The organism is Kibdelosporangium banguiense, assembly GCF_017876405.1.
In the GTDB taxonomy this organism is placed as follows: Bacteria; Actinomycetota; Actinomycetes; order Mycobacteriales; family Pseudonocardiaceae; genus Kibdelosporangium; species Kibdelosporangium banguiense.
Genome location: NZ_JAGINW010000001.1, coordinates 3,664,626 through 3,686,648 on the forward strand (window position 1 = coordinate 3,664,626; position 22,023 = coordinate 3,686,648).

The following is a 22,023-nucleotide window of genomic DNA, read 5'->3' on the forward strand; positions in this document are numbered from 1 at the left end:
TCAACTCCTCATCGTCGTCCCGGAAGTTGGACCCGTCCCGAGGCTGGAACTCATCGGTGCGGGGACGGCTTTTTCCGCGGCGCGGCTGACCCGTTCCCAGCCGGCCCAGGTGTCCATGCGCTGTCCGGAGATGTCGAAGGCGAGGTCGTAGACCATGCTGCCGAGCAGGAGCCGCAGCGGCGGATTGGGGCTGGCGACCAGTGTCATCAAGGCTTTGGCCGCCAGTTCCGGTTCGCTGTCGATCGATCCCTCCGTCCACTGTTTCTCCAGCTCCGCGCGCAGTGAGTCGTAGGCGGGGTCCGGGGTGGCTGCGGTGCTGGAGGTGTAGAGGTCGGTCCAGTAGCCGCCCGGCTGGACGATGGTGACCTTGATGCCGAACTCGGCGGCTTCGGCGGCCAGGGCCTCGCTCATGCCTTCCAACGCGAACTTGCTCGCGCTGTAGAGGCCGGTGCTGGGGAAGCCACCGAGCGCGCCGATGCTGGAGATCTGCACGATGTGCCCGCTGCCCTGGGCCCGTAGCCGCGGCAGGACGGCCTGGCTGACCCAGAGCGCGCCGAAGAAGTTGACCTCCAGTTGGGCACGGGCCTCGGCTTCGGTGAACTCCTCGACCATTCCGGCGAACAGTGCCCCGGCGTTGTTCACCACGATGTCGAGTCGTCCGAAGTGCTGGACTGCCTGGGCGACGGCGTCGAAGACCGCTGAGCGATCGGTGACATCCAGGCGTAGTGCCAGCAGGCGGTCTGGATGCCGGGCGGCGAGATCGTCGAGCGGGGTGACGTTGCGGGCCGCGCCGACAACCCGGTCACCAGCGGCGAGCGCGGCCTCAGTGAACGCGCGGCCGAGGCCGCGGCTGGCTCCGGTGATGAACCAGACGCGGGATTCCGCTGAGGTTTCCATGGGCTCCTTCCGGCTGTCGAGACGAACCGGTCCGTCTCGTTGATGACGCAAGCCTGGACCAGTCGGCGCCGGTTGTCAAGACGGACCGTCTCGTCTCAGCTTTGCTAGAGTGGATCGATGCCGAACAAGGCCGCCCCTGATGCCAGCCGCCGCAGCGAGACCGCGCGGCGAGCCATCCTCGCCGCCGCCCTCGACCTCGTCGCGGAAGTGGGTTACGCGAAGCTCAGCATCGAGGGCATCGCGCATGCTGCTGGAGTCGGCAAGCAGACGATCTACCGGTGGTGGCCGTCAAAGGGCTCGCTGCTTTTCGACGCGTTCCTCACGCTCGCCGGTGAGGGCGAGGCCACGGCCCTGCCCGACACCGGCGATCTGGCGGCAGATATGAAGATGGTTCTGCGGGCCACGGTCGACGAACTCAACGACCCGCGCTTCGACCAGCCCATGCGCGCGTTGCACACCGAGATCGTCCACGACCCCGTCCTGGCCGCCGACTACGTGAAGCGCCTGGACGAGCCGATGCGGGAGTTGAAGAAGCAGCGGCTGCGTGCCGCTCAGCGTGTGGGACAGCTGATCGAGGATGTCGACCTAGACGTGGCTGTCGACATGCTGTTCGGGCCGGTCCTCAACCGGTGGCTGCAACACACCGGCCCGCTGACCCATGACTACGTCGATCACGTGGTGGACACGGCATTGCGCGGTCTGGGGCCACGTTGATCAGCGGCCGGTGGTCCGGACGATCTGGAGTACGTGGTCGGTGACAGTGGCTGTCTCGCCGCTGGGTCCGGTTGCCGTCCGCTGGACCTTGTCGCTGCGTACGATCCGCCACCGGTCGGAATCGAGGTCCAGTTCGGCGGAGACCTCGCTGGGTGTCGGGTAATGCGTGTCGGGATCCTGGTTCCACGACCAGGGTGCGGCACTACCGTGGTCGACGATCAACAACAGGCCGCCCGGCCGTAGCGCGTTCGCCGCGGTGCGCAGCACCTGAGACCTGGCCAGTGCGAACGGCGTATGGAAGTACTGCGCGGAAACAAGATCGAACTCACCGGCCGGGAAAGTCCAGGCCAGGTCGTGCTGTTCGGTGACGACCCGGTCTCCGACGCCGAGTTCACGGGCACGCTCCAGTGTTTTGGCCACGGCGGTGGTGGCGATGTCGACGCCGGTGACCTGCCAGCCCTGCTGGGCGAGCCAGATCGTGTCGCCACCGGCACCGCAGCCCAGATCCAGGGCTGTGCCCGGACGCAGCGGCTCGACCGCCTCGGCGAGCAGTGGATTGACGCGCTCGCCCCACTTGCGGTGTGCGCGGTAACGCTTCTCCCAGAACAACTCTGCTTCGGTTTCCATCGATCTCCTTTCCAGTGGCTCCAGCATCACCGGCAGCGTTTCGCTCTTGCAAGAAAAATTGCGGATCCGCACAATCAGCCGATGGGCGACATCGAACATGACGTACTGGCCGGAGTCGGGGACCGCTTGCGGGCCCTGCGCAAGGCGCGTGGCACGACACTGATGGACCTGGCCGTCGAGACCGGCCTGACCGCGAGCACGCTGTCCCGTCTCGAAACCGGAAAACTCCGCCCCACACTGGAGCAGTTGCTGCCCCTGGCCCGGGCGCACGGCGTCCCGCTCGACGATCTGGTCCAGGCGCCGCTGACCGGCGACCCACGTATCCACCTGCGGCCGGTGCGGCGTTTCGGCCTGACCGTGGTGCCCCTGACCCGGCGGGCGGGTGGAATCCAGGCGTACAAGGTGATCCATCCACCCGCGGGCCGCGCACCGAAGAAGAACCTGCAGACCCATGAGGGATTCGAATGGTTCTATGTCCTCAATGGACATGTCCGGTTCGTGCTCGGCGACCAGGACCTGCGACTGGGTCCCGGCGAGGCCGCGGAGTTCGACACCCGCCTGCCGCACTGGATCGGCAGCGCCGGCGACGAGCCCGCGGAACTGCTCATCCTGTTCGGCCCTCAGGGAGAACGCGCCCACCTGCCGACAACCCGCAAATGAGACCGAAGCCGATTACCGGAATAGTGAAAAAGGTGAACGAAAACCGTCGGAAATCGGCTTGACGGGTATGGTTCCCGGGTCATCTGGGATATTATCGATGACTATGGCGGATGCTGGCCGAGACAGAGTCGTTGCTGCCCGCGCAAGTCGTCATCGGGCGGCGAGAATGCCATGATCTGGGAAGTGCTGGTCCTCGGTTTTGTGCTCAGTCTTGACAATTTCCGGGTCTCGGTCGCACTCGGCACTGTCCCATTCGGTCTCAAGCGCGCGGTACAGGTCGCGCTGACCTTCGGGCTGTGGGACGCGATCATGCCGCTGATCGGGTTGCTGATCGGCCGGCAGATCGGGGAATCCGTCGGGGACGTCGCCGAATTGGTGGGTGCGGTCGCACTCGGCGGGTACGGTCTTTACCTCGTCATCTCGGCCCTGCGCAATCCGGAGCCGGACGAGCTGGACCATCCGTGGGCGCTGTTCGGCATCCCGTTGGCGCTGAGCCTGGACAACCTGTTCGCCGGGGCGAGCCTGGGAATCCTCGGATTCCCGCCGTGGCTCTCGGCGGCCGTATTCGGCGTCATGACGGCGATGTTGTCGCTGGCCGGGCTGCAGCTCGGGCGAGCAGCGGCGCGCTTCATCAAGATCCGCGCGGACCTCCTGAGCGGAGTCACCCTGATGGTTGCCGCGGTGGCACTGCCGTTGGTGTTCGGAGGCTAGGGGAAGGGCGCCGGCTCCGGCGCCCTTCCCAATGTTTCTGTCAGTCGTCCAGCTGCGCGACGTACATGGTCACTTCGGGCGCGACTGCGATCTCATCGAAGTCGGGCGTCTCCCACACAGCGAGCTGAGACTCCACGGATTCACCTCTTCTCGGGAACTACGGCGTCTCCGGGAGAGCGAACACGATCAGCGCGCTGCCGTGGCCGGCGCCGAGCATGCCGGGCAGGAATCCCTCGGCCCATCCGCCCCAGCCGACCGGCACGGCGATGTACTGCCTGCCGTCGACCATGTAGGTGGTCGGGCTGCTGTGGTGGCCGCTTCCGCACTGGAACTGCCACAGCAGCTGGCCGGTGCGGGCGTCGAGGGCGTTGAACTCCCCGGACGGTTCACCGGCGAACACCAGGTCACCGCCGGTGGCCAGCACCGAGGCGCACATCGGGAGTTCGTTGCGCCAGCGCCACTTCTCCTCGCCGTTGGCGTCGAACGCGCTGATGGACCCCGCCATGTCCTCGATGTCCACCTGAACGCCCGCGCCCCAGTACGGAATACTCTCCTTGAACTCCCGGCGCCGCCGGGTGGCCGTGGCACCGGTGTCCTGGACCGGGACGTAGAAGAGTTCCGTCTTCGGGCTGTAGGCCGCGTGGGTCCATTCCTTGGCGCCGGCCGGGCCCGGGTAGAAGTGGACCGGTTCGCCCTCCTTGTCCGGATAGATCTTGGCCGTCACCTTGCCGTCCCTGGTGATCGCGCCCCACGTGATGCGGTCCACGAAGGGAGTGATCTGCACCAGCGAGCCGTCCGTGCGATCCAGGACGAAGAAGTAGCCGTTCTTGTCGAAGTGCCCGAGCAGTTTGCGGTCGCCCTGCTCGAACAGGATGCACTCGGCGATGCTGTCGTAGTCCCACAGGTCGTGCGGGGTGCACTGGTAGTGCCAGCGGATCTGGCCGCTGTCCACGTCGACGGCGACGATGCTGTCGGTGAAGAGGTTGTCGCCCTCGCGGACACCTCCGTCGAAGTCGGGCGCCGGGTTGCCGGTACCGACGTACAGCAGGTTCGTCTCCGGATCGAACGTGCTGGTGAGCCAGCAGTTCGCCCCGCCACGGGCCCAGGCCTCGCCGTCGGCGGGCCAGGTCTCCGAGCCGGGCTCGCCGGGCTTGGGCACCATGTAGCAGCGCCACTGGGGTTCGCCGGTTTCCAGGTCGAACGCGTCGAGGTGGCCGCGTACGCCGAACTCGCCGCCGGAACTCCCGACGATGACCATGTTCTTCACGACCAGCGGTGCGACCGTGGCGCTCTCACCGGCCCGGACGTCCCCGTAGGTCCGGTCCCAGACCCGTTTGCCGGTGGTCGCGTCGAGCGCGAGCACACGGGCATTCGCCGTAACGAAAAAGACCTTCCCTTGCGCCACGGCAACCCCACGGTTCACGTTCCCGCAGCACAGGGACACGTCGAACGGAACCGCGTGCTTGTACCGCCAGATCTCCACGCCCGTCTTCGCGTCGAGGGCCCAGACCCAGCCGTCCCAGCCGGACAGGAACATGACCCCGTCGACGACGATCGGGGCGGCCTCGAACGAGTAGGTCGACGCACCCGCGATCAGGCCGGTCGTGCCGGCCTGGAAGATCCACGCGGGGCCGATGCGATTGACGTTCTCGGTGTTGATCTGGTCCAGCGGGCTGAACCGCTGCCCGTTGTAGGCGCCGTAGTAGGTGAGCCAGTTCTGCGGCTCCTCACGGGCCTTGAGGATGCGCTCGTAGTCGACGCCGGCCACCACCGGCGGCGCGATCTCCCCGCCCGCGACCTTGCCGCTCAGTTTTCCCTGGTCGATAGCCTCGCCCGCGTCCACGTACTCGACGGTCATCGTGCCTGCTCCTTCCTATGGCCGCGGCTGTTCGGGACGGTCGAGGCGGGCCTCCGGCGGAGCGTCCCCGAGCACGACGATGGCGCCGGTCAGCCCCCGGCCCTCGTCATTTCCGGTGGGCGAGCTGAACCAGTAGTAGCCCGGCCCGTCGAGATTGAGACTCGCCCGTCCTTTCGAGTGGTTCACCAGCCAGATGAACTTCCGGTCGCCATTGCTCGGCAGGAGCGCGCAGTGCGTGTTGAGGTCGTCATTGATCAGTTCGAGTTCGATATCGCCACCGTGTGGCATGACCAGAATGGACGGATCCCAGGCCAGCTCATCCGGGTTGATGCGAATTGTGGCGTGCATACGGCCATCCGATCCCTCGGAGGCCTGTCCAATGTTCCCGGTTCCCAGTACTCGACCAAGCGCTGCTTTGTTCTGTGCGTCCAGCCCCAGCTTGTTGAGCAGGTCGGATCGCTCCTGCGCGGTCGTCATCGGGTTTTCACTCCTTCCGGAGAAACATCCTTCGAATTGTCTTGCGGCTCGCCGGCTCGACCACAGCGAAAAGGGGGGAAATCGGCGGTCGAAAAGCACGCTACGCCGGGTGGATCACACCGACAAGAGACGTGCCGTTCGCCCCGGAGTGGCCACCGTTCGTACCTGATCAGCTACCGCTCGTACCGGTCCAGGTTCATGACCTTGTCCCACGCGGCCACGAAGTCCTGCACGAACTTCTCCCGCGCGTCGTCGCTCGCGTAGACCTCTGCGACGGCACGCAGTTCGGAGTCCGAGCCGAAGACAAGATCGACACGGCTGCCGGTCCACTTGACCTCACCCGTGACGCGGTCGCGTCCCTCGAATCCACCGCCGTTCGCCGGCGTCCACTCCGTGCTCTGGTCGAGCAGGTTCACGAAGAAGTCGTTGGTCAGTGCCCCAGGCGTAGCGGTGAAGACGCCCAGCGAGGACTGCTTGTAGTTGGCGCCGAGGACACGCAGCCCGCCGACGAGGACGGTCATCTCGGGCGCGCTGAGGTTGAGCAGGTTCGCACGGTCGATCAGCAGATACTCCGACGGCAGCCGGTTTCCCCTCCCTCGGTGGTTGCGGAATCCGTCGGCTTTCGGCTCAAGCGAGGCGAAGGACGTCACGTCGGTCCATTCCTGCGACGTGTCCATCCGCCCTGGGGTGAAGGGGACCTCGATTTCGTGACCGGCGGCCTGCTCGATCGCGGCACATCCGCCGAGCACGATCAGGTCCGCCAGCGAGACCTTCTTGCCTTTGAAGGACTTCTGAATGCCTTCCAGGGTACGCAGTACGTGTGCCAGCGCGTCTGGTTCGTTGACCTCCCAGCTCCGCTGAGGCTCCAGACGGATACGTGCTCCGTTCGCGCCACCGCGCTTGTCGCTGATGCGGAACGTCGAGGCCGACGCCCACGCCGTGGCGACGAGCCGGGAGATCGGCAGGCCCGAGGCGAGGATCTGGCTCTTGAGCGCGGCGATGTCCTCCGCCCCAATGAGTTCGTGGTCCACTGCGGGGATCGGGTCCTGCCAGAGCAGCTTCTCCTCAGGCACCAGGGGGCCGAGGTAGCGCTGGATCGGGCCCATGTCCAGGTGTGTCAGCTTGAACCAGACCCGGGCGAAAGCGTCTGCGAGCTGGTCAGGGTTCTCCAGGAAACGCCTGGAGATCTGCTCGTAGGCCGGGTCGAACCGCAGCGAGAGGTCGGTCGTCAGAATCGTCGGGGCATGAGTCTTCGACGGGTTGTGGGCGTCCGGCACGGTGCCGGCCCCGCCGCCGTCTGCCGGGATCCACTGCCACAGACCGGCAGGGCTCAGCACCAGGTCCCATTCGTAGCCGAACAGGGTCTCGAGGAAGCTGTTGTCCCACGTCGTCGGGGTGGGTGTCCACGTACCCTCGAGCCCGCTGGTGATGGTGTCGGTGCCCTTTCCGGTGCCGTAGCTGATCTTCCAGCCCAGGCCCTGCTCCTCAAGGGGAGCGTCCTCGGGTTCGGGCCCGAGGTGGGAGTCCGGGTCGGCCACGCCGTGCGTTTTGCCGAACGTGTGCCCGCCCGCGATCAGCGCGACGGTCTCCTCGTCGTTCATCCCCATCCGCCGGAACGTTTCGCGGATGTCCCGGGCCGCGGTCAGCGGGTCCGGGACGGTGTTCGGGCCCTCCGGGTTGACGTAGATCAGTCCCATTTGGACAGCGGCAAGCGGATTGCGCAGATCCCGGACGCCGCCGTGGCGTTCGTCGCCGAGCCAGGCCCGCTCGGGACCCCAGTAGACGTCGTCGGGCTCCCAGACGTCCACGCGGCCGCCGGCGAAACCGAAAGTCCTGAAGCCCATCGTCTCCAGCGCGCGGTTGCCCGCGAAGACCATCAGGTCGGCCCAGGAGATCCTGCGCCCGTACTTGCGTTTCACCGGCCAGAGCAGCCGTCGCGCCTTGTCGAGGTTGCGATTGTCCGGCCAGCTGTTCAACGGCGCGAAACGCTGCATGCCGGTGGCCGGGCCGCCTCGGCCGTCGTCTATGCGGTACGTCCCAGCACAATGCCACACCATCCGGATCACGAGCGGCCCGTAGTGGCCGAAGTCGGCCGGCCACCACTCTTGCGAGGTCGTCAGCACCGCGTCGATGTCGGCGGCCAGGACGTTGAGGTCCACGGTCTCGAACTCCGCGGCGTAGTCGAAGTCCTTGCCCATGGGGTCGGCTGCGGGAAGGTGTTTGCGGAGGATCGACAGGTCGAGCTGGTTCGGCCACCAGTCGCGGTTGCTCGCACCCTGGATCGGACGACTGCGCTGCCCGGCCGTCCCGGAGAGGCCGAGGCCGCCCGCAGGCCCGGCGTTCATGCTGTCAGACACGGGAATCCTTCCGGGACAGGGGTTTTCAGATGTCGAGCGCGCGACGCACGGCCGGTGCGTTCCGCCGGGAAACCGGCACCATCTCGTTGGCCCGGTCGTCCATGACCAGAGACAGCTCGCCCTTCACCCCGCGCTCGACTTCCCGGATCCGGCTGAGGTTGACCACATATCTGCGGTGCACCCGCAGGAAGCCGGCGTCCGCCAGCTCGCTGCCGAGTTTGTCCAGGCTCGCGGAGGCGGCGCGTAGTCGCCCCTGATCAGTGGCGAGCCACACGTCGTTTCCCTGTGACTCGGCGAAGAAGACCTCCGCCAACCGAAGCAGCACCATCCGGTTGTCGCGCATCGCGACCAGCCGGCGCGGCCGCACCCCCGGGTGCGCGGTTCCCTCAGCCTGGGGCACCTGCGCCCCTTCGGAAGCACCGAACGAGACCAGGTTCCCGATCAGGTGCCCGGCTGAGAAGACGGGCCGGATGCTGATCGACGTCGGCTCGTCGGCGAGGTGCGTGAAGATCTGCGTCGAGCCGACCCAGCCGGGATCGCGGGCCGCCTGCCTGCTGGCATACCGGGCGGCCGCGATCAGTTCCGGCAGCCTGGAGTTCCATCGCAGCGTGGGGTCGACCGCCGGGGTGGATGCCGGGACGCCCAGGAGCACGCTTGCCATGTCGTCGGCGATCACGACCTTGCCCCCGGTGTCCACCGCGGCGAGCGCCGCGGTGGAGCGTGCCCTGGCCTGGGTGTAGGCCGCGACCAACTCGGAGCCGCTGTCCCGGGCACGTCTTTTCAGCGTGTGCTGGGTCTTGGTGACCGCGTTCGCCAGCCAGCCGCCCGCGGAGGCAGGGAGCTGGCTTCGCCAGCAGGAGATGTTCAGGACCGCGATCGGCTCCCGGGTCACCACGTCACGCACCGAGACGCCCGCACAGACCCAGTTGTGGAACGCCTGGCACCAGTGCTCCGCGCCCCTGATCAGCACAGGGCCGTGCGCCTCGAGCGCCGTGCCCATGCCGTTGGTCCCGGCCGCGCACTCCGACCAGCAGAACCACGGCACCAGGTTGGAGTCGCTGGCTTTGGCGAGTGTGGCCTGGTCACCCCACTCGGCCAGAATCCGGCCGGTGGCATCGGCAATGGTGACGACCCCGCCGAGATTGCCCACCTCATGCGCCACGGACGCGGCGCGAAAGCCCAGCTCGGCGAACACGACATCGTGCTCAGGCGTGCGATCGAGCTCCGCGACGGCGATCGGGGCCTCGGTGAGCAGCGGATCGACCCGATACTGCTCCCGGCAGCGATGCCAGGAGATGGCCACCAGCGGCCGGACACCCGGAAGAAGATCCTCGCCCTGCACGAACCGTTCCCAGGCCGCGAGAACGGAACCGTTGCCCTGGTTGGGCTCAAGCCGATGTGCATCCCTCATCGTGGCGAACCGCCCTTGCCTCGTCGCGCATCTCCCTGTTCTGCCGAAAAATTCCAGGCTGTATCGCAGACCGGCGCTTTCCACACTAGGGGCGATGGCTGGGCGGCGCACCCCCTCTTCGGGTCAAAGGTCCACCGGAAACCTTTATGTCCATAGTGGACAAACGATGATCATGGGTTCGCGCGGTCGAGCCCGGTCAGCCGAGTCACAGCGGCGAAGCCGTCGTCAGTGCCCGGCCAGTGTGCGCGCACAGCGTCAATGCCGGCGCGCCGGACAACACCTCGCAGCACGGCGGTGACGATGATGGCGTCATCGGCGTAGCCCAGCACAGGAATGAAGTCGGGAATCAGATCGATCGGAATAGCCAGGTAAGCCAGCAGCAACCCCAGCCGGATGCGTACACCCCGCGGCAACGTCTTGTCCGCGGCAAGTCGCCGAACCAGGCGCAGCACATCAGGCAGTACCCGCAGAGCCTCCCGAAGCAGCCCACCGCGCGGGCAGGCGACAAGCAGCACAACAACCAGGGCGACCCAGACCAGCAAGAGCGCCCCGGCGATGCCGAGAACCAGATCCCACCAGAACGACCCAGTCACGGTGTGCCGGCGTCGGCTGACAGGGCGACCAGGAGCGGCTTGGTCAGGATGGTCATCTCGAGCGGCGTTCGCGGGCACCCGCGCTGCAGCCAGTCTGTCGCCACACCGATGAGTGCCCCGGCGACGAACGCCGCGGGAACGTCGTGCGCGTCGGCCTCGTCGTCCGTCGGCGTCAGGTAATGGGAGACATGGGCGGCTGCCGTGGAGCGGCGGCGCACATGCTCGATGACGCGTGCGCTTCCCGTCGGCCCTAGCAGGCTGCGGTAGAGGCCCGCGTGCTCGGCGAAATGCGTGAAGAAGGCCGTCAGCGTCGGGTCCGGGTCCTTGGAGGACTCGGACGGCTGGTCGCGGGTGGCATCGAGATCGACAACGACCCCGATCAGGTCGTCGATCATCGACGTGCTGGCGGCCTCGGCCAGCTCATGCACGTCCCGATAGTGATCGTAGAACGTCGACCGGCTCACCTCGGCCGCCTCGACGACGTCGGCGACGCTGATCTGCGACAGGTCCCGCTCCTCGACGAGATCGATCAGGGCACGCTGCAGTGTCGCCCGGGTGCGCCGCACGCGCCGATCGACAGGAGCGGCACTACTGCTCTCGGTCGTGGCCATAGCTCCGAGCGTACATTCCCGCACAGTCGTCGATAAACCTACATCTGTAGCCTTAATAGTGCCTGGGTTCAGGTCACGTGGAAGTTGGCCATCATGGCCATGTCCTCGTGCTCGAGGTTGTGGCAGTGTATGAGGTATCGGCCGGAGAAGGCCTCGAATCGCACTGCCACGTCGACGAACTCGGCTGGGCGGATGTCCACTGTGTCCTTCCAGCCCGCGTCGTACGGGCCGGGTTTGTGGCCGCTGCGACCGACCACCTGGAAAGGGGCGAGGTGGACGTGGATCGGGTGGTGCAGATCGGTGCTGAACCGCCAGATCTCCAGCTGCCCCCGGTTGATCGTGGCGCCGGTCGACTCCGGGTCGAACGCCTGTCCGTTCACCGCCCAGCCTTCCATGCCGTGCTTGTCGAGGAACTTGCGTTCGAACCGCCATTCGCGGGTCCGGACCGCCTGCGCCGGATCGATCTTGGGTACGTCGGAAAGCCTTGATGGCACAGTACTTTCGTCCTTCGCCTGGCGGGCGACCACGAAACGCATCACATGGGAGGTGGTGTCGCAATCGCCGAGGCGGTTGACCATCGTCACCTGGGTGCCGGGTGCGACGCCGGAGAAGTCCACCACGACGTCGAAGCGTTCACCCGGTGCGATGACCAGGGTCTGGTGGGTGACCGGCGCGGCGAGCAGGCCGCCGTCACTGCCGATCTGGATGAGCGGCATCCCGGGGTCGAGGGCGAGTTCGTAGCGGCGGGCGTTGGATGCGTTGACGATCCGGAATCGGTATCGGACCGCGTCGACTTCGAGCGACGGCCATGGCGCCCCGTTGACGAGGATGACGTCACCGAGCACGCCTTCCATGAAGTCCTGCTGCACGCCGTGCATTCCGGTCCCCGCGGGCAACAGGTCAGTCGGGTAGGCGAACGAGCCGTCGTCTTCGAACGCGCGATCGACGATCATCAGTGGGATGTCCCGGTTGTCCTTCGGCAACGGCAAGGCGTCGTCCTCGTCGTCGTGCACGAGGTGAAAACCCGCCAGTCCCCGGTACACCTGCGGTCCGGTGAAGTCCATCCGGTGGTCGTGGTACCACAAGGTCGACGCTCGCTGGCGCATCGGATAGTCGTAGTCGTGCGTCCCGGTCCCCGCGGGCAACAGGTCAGTCGGGTATCCGTCGTGCTCCGGTGGGGTGTGCCCGCCGTGCAAGTGGACAGTGACCGGGACGGACAACTGGTTGCGGTGCCGGACAACGCTGCGTCTTCCGCTGCGGGACACGATGGTCGGGCCGGGGAAAGTGCCGTCGTAGCCGAAGATCCGCGTCTGGACACCCGGCAGGATCTCCACCGACGCCTCGCGTTGCACGATCTCGTAGTAGTCGGCGTTCGCGTCGGACCGCACGGGCTTCTTCACCGCGGGGATCGGTAGCGGAACGCCAAACGGTTGTGGCAGGGGAATCCGGCTGCGCACCAGCTCCCCGGTCTGGCCGGGGCGCAGGTCGATGCCACACCCGGTCGCCCCGATCGTGACCGCACCGCCCGCCAGCATCGTGAGGAACGTTCGACGTGACGAGTTCATCGGCGTGCCCGTCCGGCCGCGGACTTGTACACCCAGATGGCGAACAGGATCTGGGTCAGGACAAGGCTGACACCGACTGGGATGTGCCAGCCGACCATACGGTTGGTGCCCAGGTCCGACTGCACCACCACCAACGCCAGCACCGCCACGCCCACGACGGGTGGCAGGAAGGACCCGCGGCCGGCCCACGTGTAGACGATGGCCGCGACGAGCTGGAAGATCGATCCGCCGCCGAGCCATGCTGTGCCGATCTCGCCGTGCACGTCGAGAGCGTCGAAATCGCCGGACAAGTACATCCCCGCGAGGATCGGCTGCGCTGCCATCATCGCCGCGACACCGGTGACGAGCACTCGCAGCACCCACAGCGTGACGCGCGGTTTCTTCACCGCAACGGCGGTATCAGCGACCGACATGCGATTTCCCCCCTCGCTCTCTCGGATCACCCAACACTAGCATTGCTATATATCGCATTGCGATATATTTCGGGATACCCTGCCCCAGTGGGACCTCAGGAGCTGAAAGGCCACCTCGACGGGCTGATCCTCGCCATGCTCGAAGCAGGTCCGCTACACGGCTACGCGGTGATCACGGCCCTGCGTGAGCACAGCAGCGGCGCGCTCGAGCTGCCCGCCGGCACGATCTACCCCGTACTACACCGGCTTGAGCGACGAGGCCTGATCGCCGGCACATGGTCGGAAGGTGCCGGACGCAAGAGAAGGATCTACGCACTGACCACCACCGGGCGCAAAGACCTGGCAGCGCAACGGGACAACTGGAATACCTTCTCGCGCCTGATCAGCCGGGTATTGACCGCGGGCGGCACCCCATGAACGCGATCGACGGCTACCTCGCTGACGTGGACCGCCTCCTGATCGGCAGCCGTGCCGCGCGCCGCGATGTCCTCGATGAGCTGCGCGAAGGCCTGCGCTGCGCCGCGGACACGTACCATCGGCGCGGTCTGTCCATCACTGCAGCACAACACGCGGCCGTCCAGGAGTTCGGCACGGCAAGGGAAGTCGCGGTCGCGCACTCCCCGGAAACCGTCCTGCGTGACACCAAAGTGGGTGGTCGCCGGATTCTGGTGTTGTTGCTGTCGGCTCTGGCCGGCTGGCTGACATACATGGTGGCCATCGGCAGGCCCGTGGCCGCGCCGACGAGCGATCTCGCCCGCACCCTGTTCAACCTGAGCACGTTCACGGTGCAGTACGCCCCCTCGGCCTGCCTGCTGTTCACTGCGACACTGCTCACCACCATCGGGATGAACTCCGCCCATCGGTGGGTCGGCCCACTGGCATGGAGTTGCGTCGCAACACTGGCCATGACGCTGCTGGCGATGATCGTGCTGCCGGCCACGATCGGCACCGACCTGATCAGCCAGCCGGCGGTCTACCTTGTCCTCGTCATGCCGATTATGACAAGTTGTGCTTTCGTCGAAGCCTGCCGCCAAGTCCGCTTCAGCACAGCACTCCGCCGCGCCCAAACCGTGTACTAACGCGCCGCGCTGATCGAGGCCGCGAGCGCGTCCTCGAGTTCTTCCAGTCTGTGCCAGGGGATTTCGCCCAACGTGCAGATCCGGAAGAAGTCCGCGGCGAGTTTGCCCTGCGCGGCATAGCTGACATATCCGCGGTGCCGGAGCTGCGCATGCAAGGCCTTGTAGGACACCCCGAGCGGCAGGCGCAGCAACGTGACGCTGTTCGATCGATGTCGCTCATCGACCAATGTGGACAGACCGACTCGCGTGAACTGCGCCCTGACCAAGGCCGCACGTTCCCGATACAGCTGGATTCGCGCGGATGGGCCGCCGGTTTCGGCGAGCTCGGCCAGTGCTTCGTCCAGCGCGTACAGGATCTGCACGGCCGGGGTGAACGGGACTTCGCCCTTGCGCTGTGGCGCGAGATAGGCAGCCGGGCTCAGGTATACCGATCGCGGTGGCGCCGCTTCGATTCTGGCCAGCCCTTTCGCGCTGCACAGCAGGAAAGCGACGCCCGGGAAGCCGTGCAGCCCTTTGCTGGCGGAGCCACAGATGATGTCGGCCGAGATGCCCGCCGGTTGCGGATCCTCGATCGCCAGGCTGCTGGTGGCGTCCACCACGAAGACCGCGGCGGTCTTCGCGACCAATGCACCCAGTTCGGCGACCGGATTCATCAGCCCGGTAGTGGTTTCGTGCTGGACACACACGACAGCGTCGACATCGTCGTGGGCGGCGAGCTCGGCACAGACCGCTTCGGGATCGATCGGCTGGTTCCACGAACCGGCGACCTCGTGCACGCTGATGCCGTGCGCGGCAGCGACTTTCACCATGCGCTCGCCGTAAACCCCGTTGTTCACCATCAACGCCGAGCGTCCGGCGCGCACGGAGCCGATGACGGCCATCTCCATGGCCGCGGTCCCGGAACCAGTCACGACAATCGATTCGTGCGTGTCACCAAGACCGAGGCCGTGCGGCAGGTTTTCCCGGATTCGATTGAGCAATGAGGTGAATTCGGGCTCGCGGTGGCACATGTCGCCACGCAGCAGCGCGTCGCGGACTCGCTTGGACGTCCCCGCGGGGCCGGGGTTGAGCAGGATCAGTTCGTCGTCCATCAGCGTGTCCCCGTGACGTGCTCGGCTACCTGGGTTGTCTCCATCCAGCCGCCGCGCCGGAACGGGGCCAGTGCTGCCCGATGGCCCAGGTGTTCGGCACTGTGCTCGAATTCGCGGAACGAAGCCTCGTCGGTCCAATCGGTGACGACGAAATACGCCGTGTCGTCCTCGGTGCCGCGCAGCAGCCACTGGTCCAGGTTCTCCGGCCGCAGGGACACGGTGCCGGCCATCTTTCGCCACACGGCTTCGAATTCCTGCGCCGACCCGGGTTTGACGTCGATACGAAGGATCACTCGGAACATCTCCGGGTCACCGGCAATCGCACGAGGAACATGAGCGCGCGTGAGCCGCGTTGTCGGCCGTCCATGAATAGAACGGCTGCGCCATGGCGTCCTTCGGCTCTTTCCAACCGGGATCGTACGGCCGGATGTAGCGCGCCAGTTCCGTGTTCAGTTCCTGGTAGCGGGAGTGGGAACGAGCACGGTACAGCCGCTCGGAAATGTCGTCCTCCGCCTCGACGAGATGGAAGTAGAGACCGTGGAACCGCAGCAGGGTCCGGCGGGTGACGCCGATCATGTGCGGCAGTTCCGTCGAATCCGATGCGCGGAACGCACCGGCGACGTTCTCCACGTTGTCCGGGTCCATTCTCGCCACGATCAGTGTGCGGTGTGTCAAGGGCTTCTCCTCACAGAGCGGCGAATCCTGCTGGGAGATCCTGCCTGCCGGCCTTCGAGGAAATGTCGGCGATGATTGGAGATCGCACGCGGACAGGCCGTTGTACCCTGGCCAGATGGGCGGGAGAGCTCCGACGGCAGTGCGCAGCGCGGCCGCTGAGGTCGCTTTGGTGTTGTGCGTCGGCGTGATCGGGGTGGTCGGCTCCGTACTCGCGGCCAGCAGGCAGCCAGACCGCACACCGCTCGACGGCATCGCGTACCTGTTACTCGGCGCCGCGGCACTCGCCTTGGCCCTGCGCCACCGGCATCCGGCCATGACCTTGTTGGTGACGTTGGGCGCGGCGTTGACGTACCACGTGCTTGGCTACCCTTATGGGCCCGCGCCATTGGCTGCGTTGATCGCGACGTACACGGTGGTCTCCGCCGGCGGTCGCGGTGATCGGTTGCTGGCGTTCGGCGTTGCCGGGGTGCTGGCCGGATACCCGATCGTCGAGCTGATCCCCGAGGTGCTCACCAACGAACGCTCCGCCGCGGCGGTTCTGGTGTGGGTGCTGATCATGCTCGCGGTCGTCGTCCTGGGCGAGAACGCCCGCGTCCGGCGCAGGTACCTCGCGGAGATCGAACGGCGCATGCTCGCGGCGGAGAAGTCCAGGGAAGAGGAAGCCCACCGGCGAGCCGGTGAGGAGCGGATGCGGATCGCACGCGAGATCCACGACATCACGTCGCACACCATCTCGGTCATCGCGATCCAGGCGAGCGTCGCCGCCGAGTCGATGAAGGACTACCCGGACTGCCCTGAGCAGGCTTATACGGCGATGACCACGATCCGCAAGGCCAGCAAGGAAGCGCTGTCGGAACTACGGGCCACCATCGGGGTCCTGCGGGACACGGGAGACCCTTCGGGCCCACGCAATCCGCCGAGCGGCCTCGCACAACTCGACGATCTCATTGCGTCTACAATGGACGCAGGTCTGCCCGCGGATCTCATGGTCAGCGGGGAACCACGGCCGCTGCCCGCGGTGGTCGACCTGACCGCGTACCGGATCGTGCAGGAATCCCTGACGAACGCCCTGCGGCATGCTCAGGCGTCGTGCGTGCGTGTCGGTGTGGACTATCGGCCCGATGGCATCGAGCTGGTGATCGAAGACGATGGCCGCGCAAGTCCTGCCGCAGGAGGACAAGCGCCCAACCGGCCGGGCTTCGGGCTGCTGAGCATGGCCGAACGGGCCACCGCGATCGGCGGCGAGCTGACCACCGGACGGCGTGCCGGTGCGGGCTTCCGAGTACATGCCTGGCTGCCCACTCCCACGACCGGAGACGAATCACCATGATCCAGGTGCTGATCGCCGACGACCAGCCGCTGGTCCGGGCCGGTCTGCGGGCCTTGCTGGACAACAGCGACGACATCGAGGTGGTGGCCGAGGCCCAGGACGGCGCCGCAGCTGTCCAGGCCACCAAGGCGTTCCGGCCCGATGTGGTGTTGATGGACATCCGGATGCCTGTGCTGGACGGGTTGCAGGCGACCGCACAGATCACCGCGGACAAGTCGCTCGGCGACGTCCGGGTGATCATCCTGACCACGTTCGCGATGGACCAGTACGTCTTCGAGGCGCTGCACGCGGGCGCGAGCGGGTTCCTGGTCAAGGACGTTGAACCGGACGAGCTGCGCCGGGCGGTGAGCACCGTGATCCGTGGCGACGGCCTGCTCGCGCCTTCGGTCACTCGTAGGCTGATCGCGCAGTTCACACGTGGCGAGTCGGGCGGCTCGGACAGGCTCGTCGGCCTCACCGCGCGGGAGCGGGATGTGTTGTCGCTGGTCGGCGAGGGATTGTCCAACGCACAGATCGCGGAGAAACTGGGGATGAGCCCGGCGACGGCGAAAACCCATGTCGGCCGGATCATGACGAAGACCGACGCGCATGAGCGTGCACAGCTGGTGATCCTGGCCTACGAGGTGGGACTTGTGCGGCCTGGCTGGCTCTGAACTACCACAACTGGAGTACGTGGGCGACGTCGTGAGGCGGACGTCAGCCACCGCATCCGTCCCTAGCGTGGACGGTCATGCGAAGGTTGTCGACGTTTGTCCTCAAGCACAAGCTCATGGTGATCCTGTTCTGGCTTGCCGCGACGATCGGCGGCGGGATGGCGTCGTCTGTGGTGCCGGACCGGCTCGTCGACGACTACTCGTTCCCTGACGAGCCGTCGTACCAGGCGAGTGCCGCCATCACCCGGACTTACGGCAACGGTGGGGCTACCGAGCCGTTGGCGCCGGTGATCGTCCTGCCCAGTGGCACGACAGCCGACAGTCCGGCGGTCAGCCAAGGCCTGAGATCCGCGGCGGCGGAACTGTCGGCTTCGGCCCGGATACGGATGTTGTCGTACGCCGATACCGGCGACCGGCGCCTCGTTTCGTCCGACGGCACGACGATGGTCGCGCTCGCGTTCCCGCCCGGCAGCTGGGGCGGGAAAGGCAAGATCGAAAAGACCGTCTCGGACGTGCTGCAACGCGCCCTTCCCTCTGGCTCCAAAGTGGACCTCGCCGGGCTGGGCGTGCTGGAGGACCAGATCGAAGGCGGCGCAAGCGGCGGGGTCGTCGCGGAGACGCTGATCGGTGGGCTCGGTGCGCTGATCGTGCTGGCCTGGGTGTTCGGCTCGCTGCTCGCCCTGCTGCCGTTGATCATCGCGGCGGTGTCGATCCTGGTGACGTTCCTGATGGTGCTGGGACTGACCCAGATCACCGACATCAACTCCACGATCCAGTACCTGGTCGCCCTGATCGGTCTCGGTGTCGCGGTGGACTACTCGTTGTTGCTGGTGAAGCGATGGCGGGAGGAACGCTCGGCCGGCGCGGATCCGGAAGAGGCGATACACCGGGCTATGCGCACGGCCGGCCGGACCGTGGTGTTCAGTGGGCTCACCGTCGCTGTCAGCCTCGGCACGATGATGGTCCTGCCGGTGCCGTACATCCGCAGCATCGGCTACGGCAGCATGCTGATTCCATTGGTCAGCACGGTCGTCACGCTGACGCTCGTTCCGGTTCTGCTCCGCACCATAGGGATGCGCCTGGAATGGCCGCGGCTGCACAAGTCGGAAAGCGTGGGCAAGGTCTGGACGCGGTGGGCCGGTGTGGTCACCCGCCACCCGGTGATCGCGCTTGTGGTGGGCCTGCTCATCCTGGCGCCGCTCACAGCCGCCGCGTTCACCATCAAACTGGGCGATCCACCGTCGTCCTCGTTGCCCGCCAACGGATCCGCGGGCGAGGCGTTGGCGAGACTGGACAGCAACGGCATTCCGCGTGGCGTGATGACACCGATCGAGGTGCTCGTGCCGCGTGGAACCGACCCGCAATCAGTGGCGAATCGGCTGGGCAACGTACCCGGCGTGTTCACGGCGTCAGCCCCGGACCTGCCCGAATGGCGCCGCGACGGCACGGCGTTGGTCGAAGTTCTGCCCGTGGCCGAAACAAGCACGCCCGATGGTGAGACCACTGTGCGGCTGGTGCGGGACGCGGTGGCCGAACTGCCTCCGGGTGTCCAGGTCGGCGGGCGTGGAGCGTTGACGCTCGATGCGGCCGAAGCACTCTACGACCAGGTGCCGATCATGATCATCGTCGTGCTGGTGCTGACATTCATCCTGCTGGCCAGGGTGTTCCGCTCCGTTCTGCTGGCGTTGCAGGCGATCGTGCTCAACGCGATCTCGATCGGCGCGGCGTTCGGCCTGCTTGTCCTGATCTGGCAGGAGGGCCATGGCTCGGGCCTGATCTGGGGGATCGACGCGACCGGCGCGATCGCGCTGTGGGTGCCGCTGGTGGTTCTCGCGTTCCTGTTCGGGCTTTCCATGGACTACGAGGTCTTCCTGCTCTCACGAATGCGGGAGGAATACGACGTGAGCGGATCGACCCACGCGGCGATCTCGACCGGTCTTGGCAGGGTCGGCAGACTGGTCACCAGTGCGGCACTGATCCTGTTCCTCGCGTTCGTCATGCTGGCCGCGTTGCCCGTGGTGGATCTGAAGATCGCGGCGACCGGCCTCGGCGCGGGAATCCTGTTGGACGCGACCATTCTGCGTGCGTTGCTCGTGCCCGCACTGGTGGCGCTGACCGGAGAACGGACGTGGTGGATGCCGAAGTGGCTCGGCAAGGTCCTGTTCATCTCGGCACGGGAAACCGCCGTACACCGCAGGCTCGACCAGGAGCGTGAGCGAGCCCAGCGGTGACGGCGGTGCGATCACGTGTTCTGAGGCGTGGTGGCCGGCTTGCGCCCGGTCACCAGCGTCTCGAACTCACCGAGCTGTGTGACGCCGGTGTCGGCAAAGCCGGCGTCACGCAGCCAGGACTGGCATTCGCCTGTGGTGTAACCACGACCGCCCGGCGTCACCAGCATCATGTTGATACTGACCAGAAGGCTCGACAACTTGCCGCGGCGGTCATCGTCGATCATGTGGTTGGTCACCAGCACGACACCGCCGGGGCGCAACGCGTCGAAGGCATTGCGCAGCAGGGCATCGCGCTGGCCGGTGTCCCAGTCGTGCAGCACCGCGCTGAACAGGATCGCGTCGGCTTCCGGCAGGCGATCGGTGAAGAAGTCCCCTGGCCGGAACGTTACCTGGCCGTTCACGCCGAGTGCGGCCATCCGTGCGTCGAACGCGGGTTCGGCGTGCGGCAGGTCGAACACAGTGGCCCGGACATGCGGGTTCTCCAGCACGACATGTGCCGCCGCGGTACCGCTGCCGCCGCCCGCGTCGACCAGATCGGTCACCGCGCTCCAGTCGAAGTCCTTGGCCAGCTGGCTGTTCTTCATCGCGCCGAGGTAGTCGAACCACGACATCAGGGAACGCCAGGCCTCCGCGCCGCGGTGCGCGGCCGTGAACATGTCGCTGCCCGGCTTGCGCAGCGCCTGCGACTCACCGGTCTTCAACGCCTCCGGCAGCCGCTCCCACCGGCGCCGGGCGCCAAGGAAGAACCGGACGATACTGGTGGGCGAGTCGGTCCGGAAGTACTCGGCGCTCAGCGCAGTGGTCGTGTACAGCTCGTTCGTCCTGGCCAGCAGCCCCATGGCGACCAATGAGTCGAGGAAATCCGCGGTGAACCGCGGATGCAGGTCGAGCGACTGCGTGATCTCGTCGCGGGTGGCCGGTTTGTCATGCACGAGGTCGAACAGGTTCAGTTCGGCCGCGGTCAGCATGGCGTGGTAGCCGAAGAAGGAGATCCCCAGCCGCCAGATCGCGTCCCGGCCGTTGATGTCCGCTACTCCCGTCATCGGCTCGACCCCTGCGGTTTGCGGCCGATGAGCAGGGTCTCGAACTCGCCGAGCGGCTGGGCCCGCACATCGAGGAAACCGCCACGCTGCAGCCACGACATGCCTTCGCCGATCCTGGGCACCCGGCCGTGCTGGGAGACCAGCGCGATGTTCAGGCTTGCGGTCATACTCGCGAGGTGCTCGCGGCGGTCGTCGTCGATCAGGTGGCTGCCGGACAGCACCAGCCCGCCCGGCCGCAACGCGTCGTACACCGCCCGGAGCATGTCGGCGCGCTGGTCTTCACTCCAGTCGATGAGCATGCCGCCGAGCAGGACGGCGTCGGCCTCCGGCAGCGGGTCGACGAAGAAATCGCCCGCGTGGAAGCTGACTTTGTCGGTCATATCCAGTTCTGCCATGCGCTCGTCGAACGGCACCTTCGCGTTCGGCAGGTCGAACACAGTGGCGTGGATGTGCGGGTTCTCGCGAGCGATGTAGGCGGCCGCGCTTCCGTTGCCACCGCCGAAATCCACCAGATCGGTGATCCCCGACCAGTCGAACTCGCCGGCCAGCCAGCGGTTGCGCAGTTCGGCGAGGTAGTCGGCCCAAGCGAAGAACAGTCGCCAGTCGTCCTTGCCTTCACGCAGGTTGTCCATGGTCGCACCGGGAGTGGGCACCCGGACGAGCGGCTCGCCGGTCTTCAACGCCTCCGGCAGACGCTGCCACCGTGACTGCGCGCCTTTGAGATACCGGACGATCGTGGTCGGTGACCCGGACCGCAGGTAGTGGTCGCTCAACGAGGTGCTTGTGTACTGTTCGCCGTCCCGCTCCAGGAATCCCATCGCCACAAGGGAGTCGAGGAAGTCCCCGGTCAGCCTCGGGTGCAGTCCGAGCCGTTGCTCGATCTGCTCAGCGGTGGCGGGCGCGCCTGCGAGCAGGTCGAACAGGCCTATTTCGATTCCCGCGAGCATCGCGTTGTAGGCGAAGTAGAAGTCGCCGAAGTGGTGGATGGGCGATGGGTCGACGTCGTAGTCGGAAGTGGACATTCGTC

The 22,023-nt window shown here is 66.5% G+C and carries 24 protein-coding genes; 8 read left to right on the forward strand and 16 right to left on the reverse strand.

Features of this window, described 5'->3' with window-relative positions:
• Window positions 1–897 (reverse strand): SDR family oxidoreductase, encoded by an 897-nt coding sequence (locus tag JOF56_RS17375; protein WP_209639044.1) that lies wholly within the window; start codon window positions 895–897, stop codon window positions 1–3.
• A 117-nt stretch (window positions 898–1,014) separates the two neighbouring features.
• Between JOF56_RS17375 and JOF56_RS17380 the strand changes: the two genes are divergently transcribed.
• Window positions 1,015–1,611, forward strand: coding sequence for a TetR/AcrR family transcriptional regulator (locus JOF56_RS17380; RefSeq protein ID WP_209639046.1), 597 nt, complete (start codon window positions 1,015–1,017; stop codon window positions 1,609–1,611).
• Here JOF56_RS17380 and JOF56_RS17385 read toward each other — a convergent pair whose 3' ends face one another.
• On the reverse strand, window positions 1,612–2,238 hold the full coding sequence (locus tag JOF56_RS17385) for a class I SAM-dependent methyltransferase (RefSeq protein WP_209639048.1): 627 nt from the start codon (window positions 2,236–2,238) through the stop codon (window positions 1,612–1,614).
• Window positions 2,239–2,319: 81 nt separating this feature from the next.
• Here JOF56_RS17385 and JOF56_RS17390 point away from each other — a divergent pair, with 81 nt between their 5' ends.
• On the forward strand, window positions 2,320–2,898 hold the full coding sequence (locus JOF56_RS17390; protein ID WP_209639051.1) for a helix-turn-helix domain-containing protein: 579 nt from the start codon (window positions 2,320–2,322) through the stop codon (window positions 2,896–2,898).
• Window positions 2,899–3,069: 171 nt separating this feature from the next.
• Entirely contained in the window at window positions 3,070–3,609 is a 540-nt protein-coding gene (locus JOF56_RS17395) for a manganese efflux pump MntP (RefSeq protein WP_209639053.1), read from the forward strand.
• 40 nt (window positions 3,610–3,649) lie between these two features.
• Here the strand turns inward: JOF56_RS17395 and pqqA are convergent, their stop codons facing one another.
• From pqqA to JOF56_RS17440, 9 genes are all read right to left on the reverse strand, one after another.
• Entirely contained in the window at window positions 3,650–3,745 is a 96-nt protein-coding gene (gene pqqA / locus JOF56_RS57980; RefSeq protein WP_209639055.1) for a pyrroloquinoline quinone precursor peptide PqqA, read from the reverse strand.
• Between the two features lie 21 nt (window positions 3,746–3,766).
• Window positions 3,767–5,467: a PQQ-dependent dehydrogenase, methanol/ethanol family gene (locus JOF56_RS17405; RefSeq protein ID WP_209639057.1), complete on the reverse strand. Its 1,701-nt coding sequence runs from the start codon at window positions 5,465–5,467 to the stop codon at window positions 3,767–3,769.
• Between the two features lie 15 nt (window positions 5,468–5,482).
• Window positions 5,483–5,944: an MSMEG_3727 family PQQ-associated protein gene (locus tag JOF56_RS17410; RefSeq protein WP_209639059.1), complete on the reverse strand. Its 462-nt coding sequence runs from the start codon at window positions 5,942–5,944 to the stop codon at window positions 5,483–5,485.
• 173 nt (window positions 5,945–6,117) lie between these two features.
• Window positions 6,118–8,289: a catalase/peroxidase HPI gene (gene katG / locus JOF56_RS17415; protein ID WP_209648310.1), complete on the reverse strand. Its 2,172-nt coding sequence runs from the start codon at window positions 8,287–8,289 to the stop codon at window positions 6,118–6,120.
• Between the two features lie 37 nt (window positions 8,290–8,326).
• A complete protein-coding gene (locus JOF56_RS17420) occupies window positions 8,327–9,712 on the reverse strand; it encodes a DNA-binding protein (RefSeq protein WP_209639061.1) in 1,386 nt (461 codons plus the stop codon).
• Between the two features lie 170 nt (window positions 9,713–9,882).
• On the reverse strand, window positions 9,883–10,305 hold the full coding sequence (locus JOF56_RS17425; RefSeq protein ID WP_209639063.1) for a YkvA family protein: 423 nt from the start codon (window positions 10,303–10,305) through the stop codon (window positions 9,883–9,885).
• Window positions 10,302–10,916 (reverse strand): TetR/AcrR family transcriptional regulator, encoded by a 615-nt coding sequence (locus JOF56_RS17430; RefSeq protein WP_209639065.1) that lies wholly within the window; start codon window positions 10,914–10,916, stop codon window positions 10,302–10,304. Before JOF56_RS17430 ends, JOF56_RS17425 begins: the two co-directional genes overlap by 4 nt.
• Before the next feature lie 68 nt (window positions 10,917–10,984).
• Complete coding sequence (locus JOF56_RS17435) at window positions 10,985–12,481, reverse strand: multicopper oxidase family protein (protein ID WP_209639067.1); 1,497 nt, start codon at window positions 12,479–12,481, stop codon at window positions 10,985–10,987.
• Window positions 12,478–12,894: a hypothetical protein gene (locus tag JOF56_RS17440; RefSeq protein WP_209639068.1), complete on the reverse strand. Its 417-nt coding sequence runs from the start codon at window positions 12,892–12,894 to the stop codon at window positions 12,478–12,480. Before JOF56_RS17440 ends, JOF56_RS17435 begins: the two co-directional genes overlap by 4 nt.
• Before the next feature lie 87 nt (window positions 12,895–12,981).
• On the opposite strand from JOF56_RS17440, the gene JOF56_RS17445 reads away from it, so the two are divergent.
• Together JOF56_RS17445 and JOF56_RS17450 are read left to right on the forward strand one after the other, a co-directional pair.
• Window positions 12,982–13,311 carry a PadR family transcriptional regulator gene (locus JOF56_RS17445; protein ID WP_307855139.1) on the forward strand — a complete coding sequence of 110 codons (330 nt, stop codon included), beginning with the start codon at window positions 12,982–12,984 and terminating at the stop codon, window positions 13,309–13,311.
• On the forward strand, window positions 13,308–13,973 hold the full coding sequence (locus JOF56_RS17450) for a permease prefix domain 1-containing protein (protein ID WP_209639070.1): 666 nt from the start codon (window positions 13,308–13,310) through the stop codon (window positions 13,971–13,973). Before JOF56_RS17445 ends, JOF56_RS17450 begins: the two co-directional genes overlap by 4 nt.
• Here JOF56_RS17450 and JOF56_RS17455 read toward each other — a convergent pair.
• The 3 genes from JOF56_RS17455 to JOF56_RS57985 are packed head-to-tail and all read right to left on the reverse strand — an operon-like array spanning window position 13,970 to window position 15,739.
• Complete coding sequence (locus tag JOF56_RS17455; RefSeq protein WP_209639072.1) at window positions 13,970–15,064, reverse strand: pyridoxal-phosphate-dependent aminotransferase family protein; 1,095 nt, start codon at window positions 15,062–15,064, stop codon at window positions 13,970–13,972. The two genes, JOF56_RS17450 and JOF56_RS17455, sit on opposite strands and share 4 nt — an antisense overlap.
• On the reverse strand, window positions 15,064–15,366 hold the full coding sequence (locus tag JOF56_RS17460; RefSeq protein WP_209639074.1) for an antibiotic biosynthesis monooxygenase family protein: 303 nt from the start codon (window positions 15,364–15,366) through the stop codon (window positions 15,064–15,066). Before JOF56_RS17460 ends, JOF56_RS17455 begins: the two co-directional genes overlap by 1 nt.
• 7 nt (window positions 15,367–15,373) lie before the next feature.
• A complete protein-coding gene (locus JOF56_RS57985; RefSeq protein ID WP_281065447.1) occupies window positions 15,374–15,739 on the reverse strand; it encodes a TcmI family type II polyketide cyclase in 366 nt (121 codons plus the stop codon).
• Between the two features lie 115 nt (window positions 15,740–15,854).
• On the opposite strand from JOF56_RS57985, the gene JOF56_RS17470 reads away from it, so the two are divergent.
• From JOF56_RS17470 to JOF56_RS17480, 3 genes are all read left to right on the forward strand, one after another.
• Window positions 15,855–17,069: a sensor histidine kinase gene (locus tag JOF56_RS17470; protein WP_245378288.1), complete on the forward strand. Its 1,215-nt coding sequence runs from the start codon at window positions 15,855–15,857 to the stop codon at window positions 17,067–17,069.
• Entirely contained in the window at window positions 17,066–17,722 is a 657-nt protein-coding gene (locus JOF56_RS17475) for a response regulator transcription factor (protein ID WP_209639078.1), read from the forward strand. Before JOF56_RS17470 ends, JOF56_RS17475 begins: the two co-directional genes overlap by 4 nt.
• 77 nt (window positions 17,723–17,799) lie before the next feature.
• Window positions 17,800–19,953 carry an MMPL family transporter gene (locus JOF56_RS17480; protein ID WP_209639080.1) on the forward strand — a complete coding sequence of 718 codons (2,154 nt, stop codon included), beginning with the start codon at window positions 17,800–17,802 and terminating at the stop codon, window positions 19,951–19,953.
• Window positions 19,954–19,964: 11 nt separating this feature from the next.
• On the opposite strand, the gene JOF56_RS17485 is transcribed toward JOF56_RS17480, so the two are convergent.
• Both JOF56_RS17485 and JOF56_RS17490 read right to left on the reverse strand, forming a co-directional pair.
• Entirely contained in the window at window positions 19,965–20,996 is a 1,032-nt protein-coding gene (locus JOF56_RS17485) for a methyltransferase (protein WP_209639082.1), read from the reverse strand.
• Window positions 20,993–22,018: a methyltransferase gene (locus JOF56_RS17490; protein ID WP_209639084.1), complete on the reverse strand. Its 1,026-nt coding sequence runs from the start codon at window positions 22,016–22,018 to the stop codon at window positions 20,993–20,995. The genes JOF56_RS17485 and JOF56_RS17490 overlap by 4 nt, the downstream gene beginning before the upstream one ends.
• Between the last annotated feature and the right edge of the window lie 5 nt (window positions 22,019–22,023).